Raw genomic sequence first — 20308 nt, forward strand, 5'->3', positions numbered from 1 at the left:
CAAAATACGATAAACGCACCAACAAATGCGCGTCTCGATATCAAGGAAACCCCACTCTTTATCATCGGAGCATCATGAAACTCGCCAGCTTTTCCACCCATGAAGGTTCGTCGTTCGGCGTCGTGCGCGACGGCGCGGTGTTCGACCTCAAGAAGCGCCTGGACGGCCGCTATGCCGACCTCAAGTCGCTGATCGCAGCCGGAGCGTTCGCCGAAGCGGAACGTGCCGCGAGCGAAGGCAAGGGCGACTATCCGCTTGCCGAAGTCACGCTCGAGCCCGTTATTGCGAATCCGCAGCAGATCTTCTGCGTGGGCCTGAACTACGCGGAGCACGTGAAGGAGACCAATCGCGAGACCACCGAGCAGCCCGTGATCTTCATGCGCCTGCCGGCTTCGCAAGTGGGCGCGGGCGAACCGATGCTGCGTCCGCGCGAGTCCACGCAGTTCGACTATGAAGGCGAGATCGCCGTGATCATCGGCGAGGGCGGGCGGCGCATCGTCGAGGCCGACGCATGGCGTCATATCGCGGGCTACAGCTGCTACAACGACGGCTCGGTGCGCGACTGGCAGCGTCACACGGGCCAATGGGGACCGGGCAAGAACTTCTATCGCACGGGCGCGTTCGGCCCGTGGATGGTCACGAGCGACGAGATCGAGCCGAACGCGCTGATGACGCTCGTCACGCGTCTGAACGGCCAGGAAGTGCAGCGCGCGACCACGGAGATGCTGATTCACGGCATTGCGAAGCAGATCGCGTATCTCTCCACTTTCACGCCGCTGTTCCCCGGCGACGTGATCGTGACCGGCACGCCCGGCGGCGTGGGCGCGAAGCGCAATCCGCCGCTCTTCATGAAGCACGGCGACGTGGTGGAAGTCGAAGTGGATCGCATCGGCACGCTCAGGAACCCCGTCGCGGACGAAGCGTAAGCCGCAGGACGCCGCCCGCTCGCTGCGGGCGGCGCAGTCATCCACGCAGTTTTCACGCAGTTAGCCATGGATCAGGTGAATGGGATGAAGGATGTCGTAAACAGTTCGGTATGCAAATCAAATCCGGAGCCCGACTATGACGTCGCGATCGTCGGCTTCGGGCCGACGGGCGCGACGCTCGCCAATCTGCTCACGCTGCGCGGCCTGAAAGTCGTGGTGTTCGAGCGCGACAATGACGTGTTCCAGCTGCCGCGCGCGGTGCACTTCGACGGCGAATGCATGCGCGTGTTTCAGGCTGCCGGGATCGCGCAGACGCTGCTGCCCAATCTCTTCGTCGGCCCCGGCATGAAGTTCGTGAATGCGCGCGGCGAGCTGATGATCGACTGGACCCGGCCCGGCGGCATCGGCCCGCAAGGCTGGTGCGCGAGCTACAAGTTTCATCAGCCGGATCTCGAACGGGCGTTGCGCGCGCAGCTATGCTCGCGCGGCGGCGCCGACGTGCACTTGCGTCATGAGGTGTTCGCGCTCGACGAACGCGACGACCACGTGCGCATCCGCTTCGAGGATACGGCGCAAGGGCGCCTCGCCCATACCACGGCGCGCTACGTGGTGGGGTGCGACGGCGCGCGCTCGACGGTGCGCCGCTTCATCGGCACCGAGCTGGCCGATCTGAAATCGCACGAACGCTGGGTCGTGGTGGACGTGCTGCTGGAGGGCGAGCGCGCCGATCTCGGCGACTACTCGATCCAGTACTGCGACCCCGCGCGGCCGACCACCTACACGCGCGGACCGCACAACCGCCGCCGCTGGGAAATCATGGTGATGCCGGGCGACGACGAGCGCCGCATCGGCACGCCGGAATGGATCTGGGAGCGGCTCGCACGATGGATCACGCCGGAGCACGCGCAACTCGAACGCTCGGCGATCTACACGTTCCATTCGGTGATCGCGCAGGGCTGGCGGCGCGGCAGGCTGCTGATCGCGGGCGACGCCGCGCACCAGACGCCGCCGTTCATGGGGCAGGGCATGGCCGCGGGCATACGCGACGCCTCGAACCTCGCATGGAAGCTCGCCGACGTGATCCACGGCGCGCTGCCCGACGCGCTGCTCGACACCTACGAGAGCGAGCGCGAGCCGCACGTGCGCACGTTCATCGAAACGGCGGTGCAGCTAGGCGGCGTGATCCAGGCCACCGACAGCGACGCCGTCGCCGCGCGCGACCGCGAGATGACGGCCGCGATTCGCGAGTTCCGCACGCCCCAGCCGCGCTTGGGCCCGGGCTGGCACGCCGGTGCGGCGGGCGGCGATATCGGGCCGCAACCCGTGTTCGACGACGGCTCGCGCCTCGACGACGCCGTCGGTTATCGCTTCGCCCTGATCGTCGACGAAGCGCTGGCGCAACCCGCGCAGGACGCGCTGACGAACGCAGCGCAAGGCGCGCGCGTGGCGATCGTGCCGGCCACACGGGAGCCGCTGCGCGCCTGGCTTGCGGAAACCGGCGCGCGCGCCGTGCTGCTGCGGCCCGACCGCTACGTCGGCGGCGTGGCGCACGACGCGCTTGAACTGGAAGCACTGCTCGCACGCGCAGGCGTTGCGTGCGCGCTGCAGCGACGCGAGGCCGCTTGACCCAACGCCCGGGCAGTTCGCGATGAAACGCGGCCGCGCGGGCCGATGCTTTAGAAGAAGTGGCGCAGGACGAAGATCCGCTAGCAGCAACCCCAAGCGCCGCCAGGTCCATCAACAAGGAGAGCATATGGAGACGACACCCTCACTGCCAACGTCGCACGCCGCGGCGCCTGGCCTGACCCGCGCCCAGTGGAAGATGATCCTCATTGCGAGTCTGGGCGGCTCGCTGGAGTTCTATGATTTCGTGATTTACGGTTTCTTCGCGCATTCGATCGCCGCGCAATTCTTTCCGGCGAGCGACCCGCTCGTGAGCATGCTGCTCACGTTTTCGGTGCTCGCCATCGGCTATATCATCCGGCCGCTCGGCGGCATCGTGCTCAGCAGCCTGGGCGACCGCATCGGGCGGCGCCCCGTGTTCATGGGCTCGATCGTCGTCGTGACACTCGCGACAATCTGCATCGGCCTGTTGCCCAATTACGCGCGCTGGGGCATTGCGGCGCCCATCGCGTTGATCGGCCTGCGCGTGCTGCAAGGCTTCTGCGTGGGCGGCGAGATGCCCGGCGCGATCACCTACGCGGTGGAGGCGGCGCCGCGACGCGCGGGCCTCGCGGCCGGCGTGATCGTCTGCGCGATCAATACGGGCGTGATGCTCGCGACGATCGTCAATCTCGTCGTGCAGTCCGCGCTCAGACCCGCCGACGCCGCGAGCTACGGCTGGCGTATCGCGTTCCTCGTGGGCGGCCTGTGCGGGATCGTTTCGTATCTGCTGCGCCGCAATCTCGACGAGTCGCCCGAATTCCGGCAAATGCAGGGCGCCGTGGTGAAGCAGCCGTTTCGCGAAACGCTGCGCCACCATCGCGGCGCGGTGGTGGGCGGCGCGCTGTCGATTGCGGTGATGGCGGGCTTCAACGGCGTGCTCTACGGCCACATGCCCGCGTATCTGATCGAGACGTTGAAATACGCGCCACGCGAGGCCGCGCTCGCCCAGAATGCGTACTTGCTCGTGAGTTCGGTGGGGCTGCTCGCGGCGGCCTGGGCTGGCGACTTCGTGCCGCGCCGATACCTGCTGCGCGTGTCGTGCGTGCTGCTCGCCGCGCTCGCCTGGCCGTTCTATACCGCGCTCGCAGCGCACAGCGTGAACGTGGTCGTGCTGTTCGTGATCGCCGCGCTGGTGTTCTCGCTCGCCAGCGGCACGTGGGCCGCGGTCCTCGCCGACCTCTTTCCGGTGCAGGTGCGCTTTAGCGGCATCGCGCTCGCCTACAACGTTTCGGTGGTCGTGTTCAGCGGTTTTGCGCCGTTGCTCTGCGCGGCCTTCGTGCGCATGAGCGGGTCGCCGGCTGCGCCCGCGTGGTACGTGATCGGCTCGGCGCTGGTCGCGCTGGTGGCGAACCTCGGGCTGCACGCGTCGTCGCGCTCGCGGGTGGAGCGCCCGGCGGCAGCCGCGGGTTAGGCGTACGCGTGGCTCAAGGAAAGCCTGCCGGCATTTCGAACTCCGAATCGTCGACGTCGAGTTCAATCGAGCACGCGCCCTCCGTGGCGGGCGGCGTCTGCCTTGCCTCGAAGCGCTCGCGCACGCGCTCGCGGATGCGCTGCTGGATCATGCGCCGGCGCGCCGTGTCCATCGCGGCGTAGCGGTCGAGCTGCGCGCGCGCGAAGCGCAGCGTGGCGGCGCAGCGCGCGTCGAGCGTGGTGTCGCGGTGCGAGTCCACGACCCACGAAAGCTGGATGACGATCGTCTCGCCCTCGTCGATGAGGCTGACCGCGGGCCGCTTGGGCGAATCGAAAATAGTCGCGACAGCGATCTGGATTTCCTCCAGACGCTGGTCGAAATCGAAGGTGTTCATAGGGGCTCCCGTCTCGATGGCTGCTTCCCGGTGACCTCCCAGCGCGCATCGGGCGTTCCAGCCGCACCTGGGCACGCCCGATGCGCTAACCGGCAAGCGGCAGGCGAACGCGCGCATCGCGTAGCGCGAGGCGAATGGCACGACGCGTGCGCGCTCGCTCAGGAACTTCCACTCATCGAAGCCTGCAAGGAGAGAGCCATGTCCATGATCGTTGCAAGCCGCTTCACGACCCTGCACGAAGCGGAAGTGGCCGTCGACAAGCTGCATTCGAGCGGCTTCGTCGGCGAGGATGTCGCCTCGTTCTTCGTGAACCCGAGCGGCCAGCACGCGCGCTATCCGGTGGGCGGCGACGAGTTCGTCGACCCGGGCGCGCGCGACACGTCGCTCGGCGCGGCCACGGGAGCGGCGGCGGGCGCGGTGCTCGGCCTCGTGCTCGGCGTGCTGATCTCGTATGTCGTGTTCCACTCGCTGGTGGTGCTGGCGGTGGCCGCCGGCGTGGGCGCCTATGTGGGCACGCTCGCGGGCGCGCTATGGCAGACGAGGGGCGGCGGCAAGGGGCGCCAGCCCGACATCGGCCACGAGCCCGACGGCACGCCGAAGGCGCGCGAGTCCGGCGTGCTGGTGGCCGTGCACGTGAGCCCCGGCACGCAGCACACAGCCGCGCAGGTGCTGGGCGCGGCGGGCGGCATGGAGATCGAGCGCGCCGACGGCCGCTGGCAGCAGGGCCATTGGGCCGACTTCGACCCGACCCGCAGCGTCGAGCCGCTGCGCGAATGAGCGGCGGCGCGTTGCGCAGACAAGGAGGCAACCATGAAGCATCACGAGACCCCGGACGACGACGGCACTAACGTCAAGCGTCCGCAGCATGAAAGCAGCGAGCCGCTCGCGCGGCGCCACCCGCACGAGCCGCGCTCGGTGGGCCGCCAGGGGCATAGCGACGTGGAAAGCGGGCAGGAGGACACGGACCGCTGGGGCGGCGATGAGTACCAGGAGCGCACGAAGAACGACGCCCACGTGAACCGCAATTCGCGCGAGGGGCGGCGCTGACTCATGCCATGCGCCCGCCCCTGAGTGCGGGGTATTACTTGGGCGAAACGTCGACGTCGCCGAAGTATTTGTGCGCGAGCGAGGTGACCGTGCCGTCGGACTCGATCTTCGCGATGGCCGCGTTCAGGCGCTCGCGCAAGGCCGTATCGCCCTTGCGGATGCCGAACGCCACGCCGCTGCCCAGAATCCTGTCGTCGCGCACGGCTTCGCCCACGAACGCGAAACCCTTGCCGTCAGGCTGCGAAAGAAAGCCCTTCTGGCCTGCGGGCGCGAGCACGAGCGTTGCATCGAGACGGCCCGCGCCGAGGTCCGCGTAAATCTGGTTCTGGTCCTGGTAGGGCACCACCGTCACGCCGGCCGGCTCCCAGTGCACCTTCGCATAGGTTTCCTGAATCGACGACTGCAGCACGCCGACCCGTTTGCCCTTGAGCGACGCGGCGGTGGCCACGAGTCCGCTGTCACTGCGCGCGATCAGTCGGCTCGGCACACGATAGATCACCGTGGTGAAGTCGATGGCCTCGCGGCGCTTTTCGGTCGCGTTCATCGCCGAGTTGATGGCGTCGAACTTGCGGCCCTGCAGCGCGGGAATCAGGCCGTCGAACGAGGTTTCGACCCATTTGCAGGTCATGCCCGCCTTCGCGCACACGGCATTGCCGATGTCGATATCGAAGCCTTGCAGCGTGCCGTCCGAGGCTTTGGTTTCGAACGGCGGATACTGCGCCTCGACGCCGAAGCGCAACAGGTTCGCATCGGCGAATGCCGATGCCGGGCCGAGTACGCCGTACACGCATGCGAGCGCGAGGAGCGCGTTGAGTCGCTTCATGGTGATCTCCTTGCCTGCCAGTTCCAGGCAGTTTCGTTGTGTTTCGAATCCGGTGCGCTAGATCGCGCAAAGGCGGCGTGCGCCTTCGAGCAATGTTTCGTCATCCTTGGCGAAGCTCAGGCGGATGATGCCTTCGTCGGTGCCGTCGGTGTAGAACGCCGAGAGCGGAATCGTCGCCACGCGCGCATCGCGGATGAGCCGCAGCACGAAGTCGCTGTCGCGCTCGTCGGAGAAGGAGCGGAAGCGCGCGAGCATGAAAAAGCTGCCTTCGCTCGCCAGCAGTTCGAAGCGCGAGGCTGACAGCGCGCGCGCGAGCAGGTCGCGCTTGTGCTGGTAGAAGGCCGCGAGTCCCAGATAGCTCTGCGGCTCGGCAAGCGCCTGCGTGAACGCATACTGCATGGGCGTGTCGGCCGAAAAGACCATGAACTGGTGGACCTTGCGGATCTCGTCCATCAGCACGGCGGGGGCGAGGCAATAGCCCACCCGCCAGCCCGTGACGTGATACGACTTGCCGAACGACGATACGATCACGCTGCGCTCGGCCAGCTCGCGATAGCGCGCCATGCTCCGGTGCGGCGCGCCGTCGAACACCACGTGCTCGTACACCTCGTCGGAGAGAATCACGATGTCGGTGTTGCGCGTGAGCGCCGTGAGCCGCGCGATGTCGTCCTCGCCGAAGATCGTGGCCGTGGGATTGTGCGGCGTGTTCACGATGATCATGCGCGTGCGCGGCGTGATGGCCGCGCTCACGGCGTCCCAGTCGACGCGGAAATGCGGCTGCGCGAGCTTGATCGCCACGGGCTGCGCGCCCTGCAGGCGCACGATGGGCGCATAGCTGTCGAACGCGGGCTCGAAATAGATCACTTCGTCGCCGGGATGCACGAGCGCGCTGATCGTCGAGTACAGGCCCTCGCTCGCGCTCGCGAGCACGGTCACTTCGCTCGACGGATCGTAGTGCGCGCCATGGAGTGTTTCGAACTTCACAGCGAGCGCTTCGCGCAGGTCGGCCAGCCCCGCCATCGGCGCGTACTGGTTGTGGCCCGCGCGCATGGCGGCGGCCACATCGTCGACGAGTTTCGCGCTCGGGTCGAAATTCGGCGCGCCTTGCGAGAGGTTCAGCGCCTGATGCTCGGCGGCAAGCTGGCCGATTACCGTGAAAATCGTCGTGCCTACATCGGGCAGCTTCGAGCGGGCCTGCGCGGCGCTCTGCATGGTCGGTCTCCCTTCGGGCGGCGCGCGGCCGCATGGTGTGACAAATGCGAGGTTGCCGGAAGATCGGGCCTTGCGCGGAGCGCCCCATTACGCCGAAAGAGCGGCCCGCATGCAATCGATTAATTCTCATGGCCGCCATGCACGGCCCTCATGGCGCGCTACGGCGTCGAGCGGTCCCGGCCCATCCAGTCGCTGAACAGCTGCACCTTGTTCTGCTGGGCCACACATTCGGGGTACACGAAATAGTAGCGCGAGCCCGTGGGTACGGCGAGGTCGAAGGGCATGACGAGGCGGCGTGTTTCGACATCCTCGCGGACGAGCGTGCGATCGGTGATGGCGACGCCGAACCCCTGCATGGCGGCAGTGGCCGCGAGATCGAGCGATTCGAACGTGGGGCCGAGATCGGCATCGACTTTCTCCGCGCCCGCGCGCGCGAGCCACAGGCGCCAGTCGGCGTGGTCGCGCGTGGGGTGCAGCAGGGTCTGGTGCGCGAGGTCGTCGGGCTCGACGAGCGGGCGGCGCGAGAGCACCTCGGGCGTGCAGACGGGCGTGAGGTATTCGTCGAAGAGCGGCACCGCATGCACGTCGGCGCCGGGCGACGAACCGTAGATGATCGCCGCGTCGAACGGCTCGGCCTGGAAGTCGACTTCGTGCCCCCAGGTGGTCGTGATCTGGATCTGCAGGTCGGGGTGCTCGTTCTGGAAGCGCATGATGCGCGGCAGCATCCAGCGCATCACGCAGGTCGGGACCTTGAGCGCAAGCTCGGTGCGCTGGCGCGTGAGGCGCTGCGAGGCTTCTTCGATACGCCCGAAGCCGTCGCGCACGGCCGGCAGCAGTTGCTCGCCTTCGGCGGTGAGCGTGAGACCTTTGGACGAGCGGCGAAAGAGCGGCAGGCCATAGTACTGCTCGAGCGCGAGGATCTGCCGGCTGACTGCGCCCTGTGTGAGGCAAAGGTGCTCGGCCGCGCGCGTAAAGCTGCCGTAGCGGGCGACCGTTTCGAAAATCTGCAGGGCGTTGAGCGGGGGAAGGCGTCTCATGGCGGTCGTTGGGCGGCCGGGCGAGTGCGCGCAGCCGGCGGGAATCGAGCCGCTATGATACGACGGCCGCCCGCTTCAATCGTCTGCGCCGCCTGTGCTTTGCTCCGTGCTCGCGGCGCGTGCCGCGTCTATCGTGGCGTGCGCGCCGAACAGGGCGCGTATGCCTGCCCCGGAGAGGAACATGGCCTCGGCGTTGTGGCCCGCACCCGGCACCTCGAACCACGTATGGCGCAACTGGGGATGCCGGGCGCCGAGGTAGGCGAAGTAGGCGCGGGCCCGCGCGAGCCGGTGCGGCCCCTGCGCGCTGGCCGCGCAGGAACGGTCGAGCGCCGGATGCACGGGGTCGCAATCGCGCTCGCCTGCCAGATAGACCACTTCTCTTTCAAGGTAGCGGCGCTCGAGCGTGGTGGCATCGTGCATGGCCGCCGCATAGCGCGGGAGCTTGCGCATGCCGTACTTCCAGTCGTCGACGTCGGGGCATGCGGTGCGATCCGCAGGCGCGAAGCCGCCATCCGGTTGCGGGCGCAACGAATCGAAATACACCCAGGAGGAGGGATTCGCGATCACGAAGCGCAGGGTCACGCCGCGCTGCGCGCATCGCTCGGGCGCGGCACTCAGGATCGCATAGCGATGCGCGACCTGGGCGCCGCCCGAATGCCCGGCGATCACGATTTCGCGCAGCGCCGGATAACGGGCGCGGTCGGCAAGCTGCGCGACGAGGGCATCGAGCGCGTCGAACGAACTCAAGGGCGCCGGACCGCGCGCATCGGCTCCGCCCATCCAGGCGGTCCATTCCCAGTGCAGCAGGTGCGCTGGCGCGCGGTGATGTTCGACATCGGCGCTGGCGAGGAACTGCGGCACCACGACGAGCGTGTCGTCGTCATGCGCGGAGGAGGCGGCGCGGGCGCGCAGCGTCGAGCGCAAATAGGCGTCGGCGTCGCGCAGGCGGCCGTGCAGCACCACGAGGGCACGCGTGGCGCGCTCGCTCTGGGTGCAGCCGCCCACGAACATCGGCACGCTGCCGCTGCCTTGCGCCGTGACGACGCGCAGCATCACCTCGCCGATCGCGCGCACCGGGTACTCGTTGCGCGGGCGTTGATCGCTCGCGTGGCTCACGTCGCTCACGATGGACGGCTCGCTCATTCAAGCTCCGACTCGGCCGGCCACGCATTGGGCTCGCGAAAGAGACGCCGGCCCGACACGCTCGCAAAGACCAGCACGAGCGACACGATGCCCGTGACGATGAGATACCACGCCGGCACGATGCGCGAACCGGTTACCCCGATCAGCGTCGAGACCGTGAGCGGCGCCATGCCGCCGAACAGCGTGACGGCGATGTTGTACGAGAGCGCGACGCCCGTGGAGCGCGTGGACGTGGGGAACAGCTGCGTGAGCATACCGGGGTGCGCGCCCGACATCAGGCTCAGCACGACGGTGGCGACCATCTGCGCGGCGAACACGCGCTCGGGCGTGGGCGCGGCGAGGACCCAGGCGAAGAGCGGCCAGGCGGCGCAGATCCACACGAGCGTCACGGGCAGGAACAGCCGGTACGCGCCGAAGCGGTCGGCGAGCTTGCCCGCGAGCGGATAGCCGACGATGCCGATGAGCCCCGACACCGCTGTGCCGAGCAGCGCGCTCTTGAGCGGCAGATGCAGCTGGCGCTCGACATAGAGCGGCATATACGAATGCCAGAGATAGTTGGTCGCCGCGCCCACGGCGATCACGCCGACCGCGCACAGCGCCGCGTCGCCGCGCTCGCGCAGGAACGTGCGCAAGGACTGGCGCGGCGCATGGCCGAGGCGCTCGCGCAACTGCACGAACTCCGGCGATTCGGCGACCTTGTGGCGGATATAGAAGCCCACCGGGCCGACCAGCGCGCCGAGCAGAAAGGGCACGCGCCAGCCCCATTCGACGAGCGCCGCCGGCGATAGCCGCGTGGTGAGCAGGAAGCTGCACGCCGAGGAAAGCAGCAACGCGACGGCCTGGGACGTCATCTGGAAGCTGCCATAGAACATCTTGCGGCCGGGCGGCGCGTACTCGGTGAGCATCGACGCGGCGGTGGCGAACTCGCCGCCCACCGAAAGCCCTTGCAGGATGCGCGCGAGCAGCACGATGAGCGGCGCGGCGATGCCGATCGACGCATAGCCGGGCGTGACGCCCATGAGCAGCGTGCTCGCCGCCATCAGCACGATCAGCGCCGACAGGGTCCTGCGCCGCCCGTAGCGGTCGGCGAATGCGCCGATCACCACGCCGCCGAGCGGCCGCACGACGAAGCCGATCGCGAACGTGGCGAGCGTGAGCGTGATCGACAGAAAGCTGCTCTGCACGGGGAAGAACACGTGCGCGATGGTCTTCGCGAAGTAGCCGTAGATGAGGAAGTCGAACCACTCGAGCCCGTTGCCGATGACCGAGGCGAGCACGGCGCGGCGCACCTGCGAGGTGGGGAGGCGGGGCGCGTCGAGCGCCGCTGGGCCTGCTTCGAGAATGGATTGCATATGTCTCCGGAGGTCGTCGTTGGTGTTTTCCTCACAGACTAGGGAGTTGCGCGGCAAATGTAAAATACATATCGGATGGGGTTGCCATATCCAATGCCTATACCAATTACTTCTGCCGGAGCGTCCCGATGGAGCTACGTCACCTGCGCTACTTCCTCGCGGTTTGCGAAGAGCGCCAGTTCACGCGTGCGGCCGCGCGCCTGCACATGCAGCAACCGCCGCTCTCGCAGCAGATCCAGGAACTCGAGCAGGAACTGGGCTTTGCGCTGTTCACGCGGCAGCCGCGCGGCGTGGAGCTGACCGCGCCGGGCGAGGCGTTCGCTGCTTGCGCGCGCAACCTTCTGCGCACGCTCGAGCAGGGCGTGACGCACGCGCGGCGGGTGGCCCTCGGGCAGGTGGGCAAGCTGCATGTGGCGCTCACGAGTTCGGCCGCGTTTCATCCGCTCGCGCCAGCCGTGATCCGCGCGTATCGCGACGCGCATCCCGACATCGCCATCGAGCTCAGCGAGATCAACGCGGCCGAGATCATCGAGATGATGATGAACGGGCAGGTCGATGTCGCGATCCTGCGCAAACCGATCGAGACGCCCGCCGAGCTGCGCTTCGAGCGCATCGCCCAGGAGCACATGCTGCTCGTGCTGCCGGCGGGCCACCGGCTGGCGGGGACGCGGGCGGTGTCGCTCAAGCGCCTCGCGGGCGAGCCGTTCATCTTCGTGCGGCGGCCCGGCGCCCCCGGCATGTACGCCGATTTCGTGCGCGCCTGCGAAGCCCAGGGCGTGCAGCTGCGCGTGGTCGACGAGGTGCCGCGCATGGTCACCGCGATCAATCTCGTGGCCGCGGGCGGCGGCGTGACGCTCGTGCCGGCTTCGATGCGGCGCTACCAGCAGGAGAGCGTGCGCTACTGCCGCGTGGCTGGGGACGAGGCGTTTCGCGCGCCGCTTCATCTCGTGACGAAGCCCGCCGTGCGCAATCCGGCGGTGGAGCGGTTCCGCGAAACCGTGTTCGCGTTTGCGGAGCGCTCGCGCGAAGGCCACTAAGGCTTTCAAATATTTTCGTTGCGCCCCTTTCGGATTGCGCCGACCTGCCGTTAACCCGTATGCCTCGATACGGGCGCCAGGCGCAATCACAAGAGCAAAACGAATAAACAGTGGCAACGAGAATCATCGAAGGAGCGGCAGTGCGGGCCGCCGCCGGGCGCGAGGCGCCCATTGCAGGGCGCCCGGCGACGGTGCGCCTGCTCATCAAGCTGCGCGAGCACAAGGCGCGGGTCGTGCTGCTGGCCGTCGCGGCGGGCTGTGTCGTCGCGTTCGCGTCATGGCTGGACGACCAGTTGCGTCCCGCGCTCGAAGCGCGCGAACGCAACGAACTGAGCGAGGAAGCGGCCGAGGAACTGCGCGCGGCCGTTGCGCCCTGCGTGCCCAGCGCGGGGCACAGCCATACCTCGTGGTGCGGCGCCGTGAGGATCGTGCCGCCACCGCCAGGACCCGTCATGCCGCTCCCGCTCATCGCGGGGGCGCCCGCGGCGTTCTGCACGGCCAACGGCAGCCCGTCCTGCTGATGGCATCGTGCGCGCCGACGGGACGACGTCACCCCCGCGCCTCGCCCGCCAACGCCTCACACGTCTCGAACAACAACGCGCGCGCCCACTGATGCCCTGGCGAGCGATGCGTGCGCTCGTGCCACGCGAGCGTCTTGGTGAACCCCGGTATCGCGAGCGGCGGCTCGATCACGGCGAGCCCCGCTGCGTCCTTCACGAGCCGTGACGGCACGACCGCAATCAGGTCGCTCGTCAGCAAGATATCGGGCAGCACGAGAAAGCTGTTCACCGACACCGTCACGCGACGCGTACGCCCCACGCGCGCCAGCGCCTCATCCGTGACGCCGCTCAGGCTCCCGCCCTCATACGACACCAGCGCATGATCGAGCGCGCAAAAGCGCTCCAGCGTGAGCCGCCGCTGGGCGGCGGGGTGATCCGCGCGCATCACGCACACGTAGCGCTCGTCGAACAGGCGCCGTGCATGCAGGTCGGCGGGCGTGGTCTCCGGTGTGATCAGGGCTAGATCGACGTCGCCGCTTTCCAGTTGTGCCTGCAGGCGCTCGTGCTGCACCGGCACGATGACGGCGCGCACGCCGGGCGCCGTTTCCCGCAGCCGCGCGAGATACGGCACGACGACGGCGCGTAACGCGTAGTCGGTCGAAGCGAGGGTGAGTGTCATCTCGGCCTCGGCCGGTGCGAAGGCCTGCGGCTGCAGCATCTGCTCGATCTCGCTCAAGACCTGCTTGAGCGGCGCGGCCAGTTGCAGCGCGCGTTCGGTCGGCACGATGCCACGTTGCGAGCGCACGAACAGCGGATCGCCGAAACTCTCACGCAGACGCGTCAACATCGCGCTCACGGCCGGCTGCGTGAGCGACAGACGCTGCGCGGCGCGCGTGACGTTGCGTTCGTCGAGCAGGGCGTCGAGCGCCCGCAAGAGATTCAGATCGAGCATTCTGATATCAACACGGTTTATGACGGAAATAATGATCTACGATTGGATTTATTTCAGCATAGCCTGCATGATTTCTCGTGTCCACCGCACCGAAACCGACAGCATCGAAAGGTAACGAACATGAACGAGATTCTCTGGCCCGAAGACTACTTGCCCGGCACGACCGATAACTTCTGTTCCAACGAAGTGATCGTGGCGGGCCTCTCCACTGCCGACGTCTGGCCGCTGCTCAACAACGCGACCGTGTGGCCGAGCTATTACAGCAATTCCGCGGATGTCGGCTTCCACGACGGCCTGGGCCCCGAACTGAGCGCGGGCGCGCGTTTTCAATTCAAGACCTTCGGCTTTCCGGTGCAGGCCAAAGTGACCGAGCACGTGCCGCCGGCCGCGGGCCAGCCCGCGCGCGTGGCGTGGCACGGCTGGGCCGAGGGCGACGCAGAAACGCGTCTGGACGTGATTCACGCCTGGCTCATCGAAGACCTTGCCGGCGGCCGCGTGCGCGTGCTCACGCAGGAATCGCAGAAGGGCAAACCGGCTGTAACGCTGGCGAAAACGCGTCCGAATCCGATGATCAACGGGCACCAGGACTGGCTCGACGGCCTGATCGACGCCGCGCGCAAGGCGAAGGGAGCACGGCCATGAAGGCCGCCGTGGTGCGTGCGCCGGGCGGGCTCGACCGCATCGAGCTGTGCGAGATCGCCGAGCCCGGTGCGCCCGGCGCTGGCGAGATCCGCGTGGAGCTTCACGCCACCTCGCTCAATTTTCACGACCTGCTGGTCGCCAATGGCGCGATCCCCACGGCGGATGGGCGCGTGCTGATGTCCGATGGCGCGGGCGTGGTGTCGGCGGTCGGCGCGGGCGTGACGGAATTCAAGCGCGGCGACCACGTGGTGTCGTGCTTCTTCCCGCAATGGGCGGACGGGTTGCCGTGGCAGGCCGTGGGCAACTTCGCGCAGACGCCCGGCGACGGCGCGGACGGCTTCGCGACCTTGCACGCCGTGCGGCCCGCGAGCGCCTTCACGCTCGCGCCGCGCGGCTGGAGCTACGCCGAGGCGGCGACGATCACGACGGCCGGGCTCACCGCTTGGCGCGCGCTGGTGGCCGACGGCGGCCTCAAGGCCGGCGACACCGTGCTGACGCTCGGCACCGGCGGCGTGTCGATCGCAGCGTTGCAGATCGCGCGGATGATGGGCGCTTCGGTCATCGTCACGTCATCGTCGGACGAGAAGCTGGCGCGTGCGAAAGCGCTGGGCGCCGACCAGGTGGTGAACTACCGGCAACACGAAAAGTGGGGCGCGCTCGTGCGCGACATGACGGGCGGCAAGGGCGTGGATCACGTGATCGAAGTCGGCGGTCCGGGCACGCTCGCCCAGTCGATCGACGCGGTGCGTGTGGGCGGCCACATCGCGCTGATCGGCGTGTTGACCGGACGCGAAGGCACCGTGCCGACCTCCGTGCTGATGGCGAAGCAGGCGCGCCTGCAGGGCTTGATCGTGGGCAGCCGGCGCCAGCAGCAAGAGTACGTCGCGGCGCTCGACCAGGCTGGCATTCGCCCCGTGCTCGACCGGACGTTCGGGCTGGACGAACTGGCCGATGCGTTTCGTCATCAGCAGGCCGGGGCGCATTTCGGCAAGGTCTGCGCGGCCTGGTGAAGTCAATGCGGCGCCGCTGTGGCGTCGCGTTTGCGCTCGCCGTTAGAATTGCCTGGCATAGCGAAATAATTACAAGCGCTATGCGAAGTGCTGCAATGTTTCCGTTCTTTACAAGGCATCACGAAGTGATATAAATAAATAGCACACGGAAAAAACACGAACGAATCGTCCAGCTGATCGGCAACAACGAGAGCCGGGTACGTTCCATGCTCAGGAGCCCCACCATGCCGCTTTCCCGTCGTCGCTTCATGATCCTTGCCGCCTCCGTGGCTTCCACGGCGGCGCTTTCCAGCGAGTCGCGCGCCGACGCGCCGGTGCTCTCCGAGAGCGACCCGACCGCCATGGCGCTCGGCTACAAAACCGACGCGAGCAAAGTCGACAAGACCAAGTTTCCGCGCTTCCAGGCGGGGCAGACCTGCGCGAACTGCCAGCTGTTTCAGGGCAAGCCGGGCGCGCCGAATGGCCCATGCGCGACTTATGGCGGCAAGATCGTCGACGCCAAAGGCTGGTGCAATGCCTACGTGAAGAAGGCCTGAGCCATGCCCCGCGAGGGGTAGACTACAAGCCATCGAGCAATCCGTTTCGGGAGGCGCCATGAAGGCGGTGTGCCCGTTGCACGGGCCAACGACCATCGTCGGTACTAACGCGTACGGGTTTCCGGTGTATGCGTGTTGCCGCGACGACATTCCCTTTGTCATGCCGCCGGACGCCTGTGCGCGCGAGCCGGTGGGCTCCGGAAACGAGCCGGCGCCGAAACGCCGGCAACCTCCGGCAGACAAGGAACCACGCTGACGAACCGATCGCAACGCACACGGAACGCGCTTGCCCGCGTCCGTGTGCGTTGCGTCGGCTTCAGGTCGCCGGTGCGGTCAGCGAGGTGTTGTAGGTGGTGCCCGCGATCACCACATTGGTCAGCGTAATGCCGCTCACGTTGCTCGCGAAGACCGGCCCCGGCGCGGCCGTCGCCGCTGTCGAAGGCGTGGTCGGCACCGCGCCCGTGCACACCGGGCTGCCGAGGTTGCAGTTCGAGATCGTGACGCCGCTGATCGGACTCGCGGTCGGCACCGGCAGCGCACCGTTGTAGTCGACCGCCTCGGGGCCCTGCATGACGATCGCCTGGAAGCAGGAGTTCGACCCGGCGACGAAGCCCGAAGGCATCGAGTAGGACACCGCGCCCGACACGTTGCTCGCGTTCACGTTGGTGATGTTGATGTTGCTGATCACCGACGGACTCCAGCGCACCGCGTCGCCGGACGGGCTGTAATCGCAGTCGAACGTGATCAGGCCGCCCTGGCCCGTCGACGGGTTCGTGGCGAGACCGGTCGTGCCCGTGCCCGTGATCTTGCTGATCGCCGCGCCCAGCGAGCCGCCGCCGTATTTGCCCGCGAGGTTCACGCCGTTGGCGAGCGTCACGCCGTTGATCCAGACGTTGTCGATGAAGCCGCCGCGGTTCATGTTGCTCTTGAACCGCAGCGCGATATTGAGCGGATTGCTCGCCCAGTTCTCGTTTTGCATCGTCAGATTGCGAGCGTAGACGTTGCGCACGCCCGCGCTCATTTCGCTGCCGATCGTCAGACCGCCATGGCCGCTTTGCATCGTGCAGTTCTGCACGACGATGTTCTGCATCGGACCGTACTCGGTGTCGAGATACTTGCCGGACTTGATCGCGATGCAGTCGTCGCCGGTGTTGAACTGAACGTTTTGCACCAGCACGTGATTGCACGCGTCCGGATCGAAGCCGTCGTTGTTCGGTCCGATGCTGTCGGCAAACACGCCGTCGATCACCACGTTCGTGCAATCGGTGGGATGGTGTTGCCAGAACGGCGTGTTCTGCGTGTGGTAGTTCTGCAGATACACATTGGTGCAGCCGATGAACTCGATCATGCACGGACGCAGATAGTGACCGTTGCCGAAAATGCGGTTCTCGATGGGCACGCGCAGCTCGGAGAGCGCGGGCAGATAGTTCTGGTCCTGGTTCCAGCCCGTGCCCGTGAGCAGGGTCATCAGCGACGTCGTCACGCCGTACTGATTCGTGAAGGAAACGTTCGCCTGCGGGTTCTGGATCTGGCCAGCGGGGAGGCTCGTTAGCGCGACGTTGTTCGGATTCACATAGGCCTGGGAAGGCGTCGAGGAACCGGCGCAGCCGTAGGTGTTGCTGCTTCCCTTGTAGGTCCACCAGCACGAGGTCGGCGCCTGGGTGCTCAGCTGCATCGGCGTCATCGCCTGACCGTTCAGCACGCAGGTGTTGTCGTCGGCGGTCACGGCGATGTTGGTCTGGCGGAATGCGTAGATCGGCGAGCCGAAATTCAGGCAGTCGTTCGCCTGCCAGCGCGTGTGGTAGAGATTGCCGTTCGCCGTCTTGTATGGGCCGTTTTTCGCATAGTCGGCAGGATTCGGGCTGAAATAGATCGTGCAGCCCGATTCGAGGTGGAGGTTCACGTGGCTCAGCAGCACGATGGGACCGCCGCAGTACCAGTTGCCGGCCGGCACCACCACGCGGCCGCCACCGGCACGGCTCGCGTCGACAATCGCGGCATTGATCGCCGTGCTTGAGTCGTATTGCGTGCCCGTGTAGTCGCACGGCACCATCACGCCCGAGCCCGGGCTTTGCAGATCGCTGGTCGGATGCGCGGTCTGTTCCGTGCCGCCCGTCACCCATGGAATCTTGCCGCCGGGCCACGCGGTCGACGTAATCAGCGCGGAGGCGGGGAGCGTGCGCGCGCCGTAGCTCGTCACGTGAAAGTCGGCGCGGGAGAACAGCGAGCGATCGACGTGGGCAAGCCTCCTGATGATCGCCGTGGCCTGGCCGTCCGGGCCCCAGATCGGATCGCCGGCAGAGTGGCCGGGCGGCGGCGGAATCTTGCCTCCGAAGGTGGCAGGCGTGGGCTGCTGCCGCTGCCCGGCTGGCGGCGAGGAGGCTTGCGCCTGCGGACGCGCCGGCAAAGGCCATGAACGCGCGCCGTTTGGGCGAGGCGGGGGCTTCGGAAGACAGGGGATCGTCCTGGTCATGAGTTGCCATTTGATTCGTTCTCCTAGTTGTCTCGCTGGATTGTTTTGCTGCAGCGGGCGTGGCTCGACTTCGGCGGCGATTGGGCCGCGTGGCGACGCTAATGCGAACGGGAGAGGCACGGTTACAGCGGCGAGATCGAACAGGAGCGGCTGACTCGATCACCCTGGATATTGTTGTCAGACGACATCGAAATCGTCAATCAGATTTGTCTAGGTGGTGTACCTGGGTTTCCGGGATATGGCCCGTGGTTGCGGGTAGCTTACGGTATTGTAAATTTGTCAGACGAGCGGGGGTGGCGTGTCGCCCGTGGGAACGATGCCCGCTGACTCGACCATCAGGATCACTGTCTTCTCCGGCGCTCGCGGGCGGTGCAGCTGGCCTTTACGCACGACAAACGCTTGTCCTGGGCTCAGATCGACGACGCGGTCCTCGAGATCGATCAGGAAGTGTCCGCTTACGACATAGAAGAACTCGTCCTGTGCGTCGTGTTTGTGCCAGTGATATGCGCCCTCCACGACACCCAGTCGAACGACCGACTGGTTTACCTCGCATAGCGTCTGGTTGTACCAGGGATGGCTGTTTGCCGCCACGAGGGCGGGCACGTCGATGATTTCGCCGAAGGCGTAGAGGACGTCAAGGCGCGTCAAATAAGGACAGGCATGTGGGCTCACATCGATCTCCAGGAACGTCAGTTCGTGTCGAACATGCGAGCCACTTTAGGCCGTGGCCGCACCGTGAGTCTTGTACCGGACCGTCAATCTTTGGTACGGGAGCGATCTTCGAGCAGCTGCGCGCGATACGCGCCTGGTGTCAGCCCCATGCTGCGCCGAAAGACCCGCGTAAAGTGGCTTTGATCGGCAAAGCCGGCGGCCTCGGCAATCGCGGCGAGCGAAAGGCGTCCACTCGTTAATTGAGCGCAGGCGAAATCGAGCCGCAGCTGGCGCACGTACTCTCCGACCGTACAGCCAACGTGCTTGCGGAATTCACGCGCGAGGTGGTCGGCAGAAACATGGTTCTCCGAAGCAATTTCATCGAGCGTCAACGTCTCGCGAAAGCGATCGTGCAGCATGGCTTCCACGCGAGTGAGCCAGCGGCGCGAACCGCCAACCGTCGGCGCGCGCGGGACGGACCGCTCGCACGCGGCGAGAAGTTCGAGTACCAGCCCTTCGACGGCCAGCGACGTCGCCGAATCCTGCTCACGGCATTCGCGGACCAGGCGGCGCATGAACGACAGCGGCGCCCCGCCTGCAAAGTCATCGGGACGATCGAGCACCCGGGTCCGCCCGCCAAGGCGCTGTGCCCACGAGGTCGTGAACTCGAGATGGAGGGCTTTGCCGCCGGCCCCGTACCAGGTGTTGGCATGGGGCACGCCTGCGGGGAAAAACGTCAGTGACATCGGCCCGTCTTGACCGCGGCGGGCCGGCCAGGATCGGGTTCCGCAACCGTTCAGCACGAAACAGAAAAACGGGTTGACATGCTCGTGCTGCGGAATGATCAGATCCGTGGCGAAATCGGTCTCCACGAGCGAGATGCCGTCACTACCGTAGCGCAGGGAAGTGGTGCCGAAGTAGTCGCCCGGTTCAAGGACCCTAAGCATGGGAGGGCTCCCAAAGAGACGTTGCAGCCGATATTAAACGCTTGTCTGGAACCGTTTGAAAGGCGGTCGTGCGACGACCGCGCTGACGCCGGGATTCGCGCGCAAATTGGCGGACCCGGCTCCCTTTTGTATTTGCATGTATCTACAGGGCGCATGCGTACATGCGCATACAAAACCGCCGTTCCAGGAAACGAGCGAGACACGTCCGCGCGTTCCAATACGCCTGCGGCACATCGGGCGATACGCCGGTTCGGGCCGCAACGTTCATGTCATTCGTCGCAAGCGACGCTTGCGACGGCAAAGAGAGGATTTTCAGTTATGGGTTCATTGAGCATCTGGCATTGGATGATCGTTCTTCTGATCGTGGCACTGGTTTTCGGTACGAACAAGCTACGGAACATCGGCGGCGATCTGGGCGTCGCGGTGAAGGGATTCAAGGAAGGCATGGCGCAAGGCGAAACGCCTGAACGGCAGCCTGCATTGCAGCACAGCGATGCCGTCGACGCGGAAGTAAAGGACGTGACCCGCTCGAGCGACGTCCGCTAGCCTC

21 protein-coding genes are annotated in these 20308 nt (G+C 66.6%); 11 read left to right on the top strand and 10 right to left on the bottom strand.

Features of this window, described 5'->3' with window-relative positions:
* The first annotated feature begins 74 nt into the window (after positions 1-74).
* From AB4Y42_RS23965 to AB4Y42_RS23975, 3 genes are all read left to right on the top strand, one after another.
* Positions 75-926 (top strand): fumarylacetoacetate hydrolase family protein, encoded by an 852-nt coding sequence (locus AB4Y42_RS23965; protein ID WP_368695539.1) that lies wholly within the window; start codon positions 75-77, stop codon positions 924-926.
* Positions 927-1010: 84 nt separating this feature from the next.
* The gene (locus AB4Y42_RS23970) at positions 1011-2552 is read left to right on the top strand and encodes a bifunctional 3-(3-hydroxy-phenyl)propionate/3-hydroxycinnamic acid hydroxylase (RefSeq protein ID WP_368695540.1); all 1542 of its coding nucleotides are present in this window, start codon (positions 1011-1013) and stop codon (positions 2550-2552) included.
* A gap of 127 nt (positions 2553-2679) precedes the next feature.
* Positions 2680-4002: an MFS transporter gene (locus AB4Y42_RS23975; protein WP_368695541.1), complete on the top strand. Its 1323-nt coding sequence runs from the start codon at positions 2680-2682 to the stop codon at positions 4000-4002.
* A gap of 13 nt (positions 4003-4015) precedes the next feature.
* On the opposite strand, the gene AB4Y42_RS23980 is transcribed toward AB4Y42_RS23975, so the two are convergent.
* Positions 4016-4396: a hypothetical protein gene (locus tag AB4Y42_RS23980; protein WP_368695542.1), complete on the bottom strand. Its 381-nt coding sequence runs from the start codon at positions 4394-4396 to the stop codon at positions 4016-4018.
* Between the two features lie 198 nt (positions 4397-4594).
* Between AB4Y42_RS23980 and AB4Y42_RS23985 the strand changes: the two genes are divergently transcribed.
* Both AB4Y42_RS23985 and AB4Y42_RS23990 read left to right on the top strand, forming a co-directional pair.
* Positions 4595-5173 (top strand): hypothetical protein, encoded by a 579-nt coding sequence (locus tag AB4Y42_RS23985; RefSeq protein WP_368695543.1) that lies wholly within the window; start codon positions 4595-4597, stop codon positions 5171-5173.
* Between the two features lie 33 nt (positions 5174-5206).
* Positions 5207-5443 (top strand): hypothetical protein, encoded by a 237-nt coding sequence (locus tag AB4Y42_RS23990; protein ID WP_368690651.1) that lies wholly within the window; start codon positions 5207-5209, stop codon positions 5441-5443.
* A gap of 34 nt (positions 5444-5477) precedes the next feature.
* Here AB4Y42_RS23990 and AB4Y42_RS23995 read toward each other — a convergent pair whose 3' ends face one another.
* The 5 genes from AB4Y42_RS23995 to AB4Y42_RS24015 form a co-directional block, all read right to left on the bottom strand.
* Positions 5478-6266, bottom strand: a complete 789-nt coding sequence (locus AB4Y42_RS23995; protein WP_368695544.1) for an ABC transporter substrate-binding protein — start codon at positions 6264-6266, stop codon at positions 5478-5480.
* 57 nt (positions 6267-6323) lie between these two features.
* Positions 6324-7478 (bottom strand): methionine aminotransferase, encoded by a 1155-nt coding sequence (locus AB4Y42_RS24000; RefSeq protein WP_368695545.1) that lies wholly within the window; start codon positions 7476-7478, stop codon positions 6324-6326.
* Positions 7479-7636: 158 nt separating this feature from the next.
* Entirely contained in the window at positions 7637-8515 is an 879-nt protein-coding gene (locus tag AB4Y42_RS24005) for a LysR substrate-binding domain-containing protein (RefSeq protein ID WP_368695546.1), read from the bottom strand.
* Between the two features lie 75 nt (positions 8516-8590).
* The gene (locus tag AB4Y42_RS24010) at positions 8591-9658 is read right to left on the bottom strand and encodes a hypothetical protein (RefSeq protein ID WP_368695547.1); all 1068 of its coding nucleotides are present in this window, start codon (positions 9656-9658) and stop codon (positions 8591-8593) included.
* Complete coding sequence (locus AB4Y42_RS24015) at positions 9655-11010, bottom strand: MFS transporter (protein ID WP_368695548.1); 1356 nt, start codon at positions 11008-11010, stop codon at positions 9655-9657. Before AB4Y42_RS24015 ends, AB4Y42_RS24010 begins: the two co-directional genes overlap by 4 nt.
* Positions 11011-11138: 128 nt before the next feature.
* Here AB4Y42_RS24015 and AB4Y42_RS24020 point away from each other — a divergent pair, with 128 nt between their 5' ends.
* Together AB4Y42_RS24020 and AB4Y42_RS24025 are read left to right on the top strand one after the other, a co-directional pair.
* Complete coding sequence (locus AB4Y42_RS24020) at positions 11139-12047, top strand: LysR family transcriptional regulator (protein WP_368690657.1); 909 nt, start codon at positions 11139-11141, stop codon at positions 12045-12047.
* Between the two features lie 110 nt (positions 12048-12157).
* Complete coding sequence (locus tag AB4Y42_RS24025) at positions 12158-12568, top strand: hypothetical protein (RefSeq protein ID WP_368690658.1); 411 nt, start codon at positions 12158-12160, stop codon at positions 12566-12568.
* Between the two features lie 28 nt (positions 12569-12596).
* Here the strand turns inward: AB4Y42_RS24025 and AB4Y42_RS24030 are convergent, their stop codons facing one another.
* Positions 12597-13499 carry a LysR family transcriptional regulator gene (locus tag AB4Y42_RS24030; protein ID WP_368690659.1) on the bottom strand — a complete coding sequence of 301 codons (903 nt, stop codon included), beginning with the start codon at positions 13497-13499 and terminating at the stop codon, positions 12597-12599.
* Between the two features lie 120 nt (positions 13500-13619).
* Here AB4Y42_RS24030 and AB4Y42_RS24035 point away from each other — a divergent pair, with 120 nt between their 5' ends.
* From AB4Y42_RS24035 to AB4Y42_RS24045, 3 genes are all read left to right on the top strand, one after another.
* Complete coding sequence (locus AB4Y42_RS24035) at positions 13620-14141, top strand: SRPBCC domain-containing protein (protein WP_368695549.1); 522 nt, start codon at positions 13620-13622, stop codon at positions 14139-14141.
* Complete coding sequence (locus tag AB4Y42_RS24040; RefSeq protein ID WP_368695550.1) at positions 14138-15151, top strand: NAD(P)-dependent alcohol dehydrogenase; 1014 nt, start codon at positions 14138-14140, stop codon at positions 15149-15151. The genes AB4Y42_RS24035 and AB4Y42_RS24040 overlap by 4 nt, the downstream gene beginning before the upstream one ends.
* Positions 15152-15375: 224 nt before the next feature.
* On the top strand, positions 15376-15687 hold the full coding sequence (locus AB4Y42_RS24045) for a high-potential iron-sulfur protein (protein ID WP_028206842.1): 312 nt from the start codon (positions 15376-15378) through the stop codon (positions 15685-15687).
* 316 nt (positions 15688-16003) lie between these two features.
* Here AB4Y42_RS24045 and AB4Y42_RS24050 read toward each other — a convergent pair whose 3' ends face one another.
* From AB4Y42_RS24050 to AB4Y42_RS24060, 3 genes are all read right to left on the bottom strand, one after another.
* The gene (locus AB4Y42_RS24050; protein WP_368695551.1) at positions 16004-18094 is read right to left on the bottom strand and encodes a glycoside hydrolase family 28 protein; all 2091 of its coding nucleotides are present in this window, start codon (positions 18092-18094) and stop codon (positions 16004-16006) included.
* Positions 18095-18439: 345 nt separating this feature from the next.
* Positions 18440-18832, bottom strand: a complete 393-nt coding sequence (locus tag AB4Y42_RS24055) for a cupin domain-containing protein (RefSeq protein ID WP_368695552.1) — start codon at positions 18830-18832, stop codon at positions 18440-18442.
* 83 nt (positions 18833-18915) lie between these two features.
* Positions 18916-19758 (bottom strand): helix-turn-helix transcriptional regulator, encoded by an 843-nt coding sequence (locus tag AB4Y42_RS24060; RefSeq protein ID WP_368695553.1) that lies wholly within the window; start codon positions 19756-19758, stop codon positions 18916-18918.
* Positions 19759-20076: 318 nt separating this feature from the next.
* Between AB4Y42_RS24060 and tatA the strand changes: the two genes are divergently transcribed.
* Entirely contained in the window at positions 20077-20304 is a 228-nt protein-coding gene (gene tatA, locus AB4Y42_RS24065; protein ID WP_368695554.1) for a Sec-independent protein translocase subunit TatA, read from the top strand.
* Positions 20305-20308: the final 4 nt, after the last annotated feature.

The organism is Paraburkholderia sp. EG286B (assembly GCF_040965655.1).
Lineage (GTDB): Bacteria > Pseudomonadota > Gammaproteobacteria > Burkholderiales > Burkholderiaceae > Paraburkholderia.

Bases quoted from the DNA above. Each gene is read 5' to 3' on its own strand.
- AB4Y42_RS24060 (WP_368695553.1), bottom strand. From the start codon at position 19,758: ATGCTTAGGGTCCTTGAACCGGGCGACTACTTCGGCACCACTTCCCTG.
- AB4Y42_RS24010 (WP_368695547.1), bottom strand. From the start codon at position 9,658: ATGAGCGAGCCGTCCATCGTGAGCGACGTGAGCCACGCGAGCGATCAA.
- AB4Y42_RS24045 (WP_028206842.1), top strand. From the start codon at position 15,376: ATGCCGCTTTCCCGTCGTCGCTTCATGATCCTTGCCGCCTCCGTGGCT.
- tatA (WP_368695554.1), top strand. From the start codon at position 20,077: ATGGGTTCATTGAGCATCTGGCATTGGATGATCGTTCTTCTGATCGTG.
- AB4Y42_RS24040 (WP_368695550.1), top strand. From the start codon at position 14,138: ATGAAGGCCGCCGTGGTGCGTGCGCCGGGCGGGCTCGACCGCATCGAG.
- AB4Y42_RS23975 (WP_368695541.1), top strand. From the start codon at position 2,680: ATGGAGACGACACCCTCACTGCCAACGTCGCACGCCGCGGCGCCTGGC.
- AB4Y42_RS23965 (WP_368695539.1), top strand. From the start codon at position 75: ATGAAACTCGCCAGCTTTTCCACCCATGAAGGTTCGTCGTTCGGCGTC.
- AB4Y42_RS24000 (WP_368695545.1), bottom strand. From the start codon at position 7,478: ATGCAGAGCGCCGCGCAGGCCCGCTCGAAGCTGCCCGATGTAGGCACG.
- AB4Y42_RS24020 (WP_368690657.1), top strand. From the start codon at position 11,139: ATGGAGCTACGTCACCTGCGCTACTTCCTCGCGGTTTGCGAAGAGCGC.
- AB4Y42_RS23970 (WP_368695540.1), top strand. From the start codon at position 1,011: ATGAAGGATGTCGTAAACAGTTCGGTATGCAAATCAAATCCGGAGCCC.
- AB4Y42_RS23995 (WP_368695544.1), bottom strand. From the start codon at position 6,266: ATGAAGCGACTCAACGCGCTCCTCGCGCTCGCATGCGTGTACGGCGTA.
- AB4Y42_RS23990 (WP_368690651.1), top strand. From the start codon at position 5,207: ATGAAGCATCACGAGACCCCGGACGACGACGGCACTAACGTCAAGCGT.
- AB4Y42_RS24005 (WP_368695546.1), bottom strand. From the start codon at position 8,515: ATGAGACGCCTTCCCCCGCTCAACGCCCTGCAGATTTTCGAAACGGTC.
- AB4Y42_RS24015 (WP_368695548.1), bottom strand. From the start codon at position 11,010: ATGCAATCCATTCTCGAAGCAGGCCCAGCGGCGCTCGACGCGCCCCGC.
- AB4Y42_RS24030 (WP_368690659.1), bottom strand. From the start codon at position 13,499: ATGCTCGATCTGAATCTCTTGCGGGCGCTCGACGCCCTGCTCGACGAA.
- AB4Y42_RS23985 (WP_368695543.1), top strand. From the start codon at position 4,595: ATGTCCATGATCGTTGCAAGCCGCTTCACGACCCTGCACGAAGCGGAA.
- AB4Y42_RS23980 (WP_368695542.1), bottom strand. From the start codon at position 4,396: ATGAACACCTTCGATTTCGACCAGCGTCTGGAGGAAATCCAGATCGCT.
- AB4Y42_RS24035 (WP_368695549.1), top strand. From the start codon at position 13,620: ATGAACGAGATTCTCTGGCCCGAAGACTACTTGCCCGGCACGACCGAT.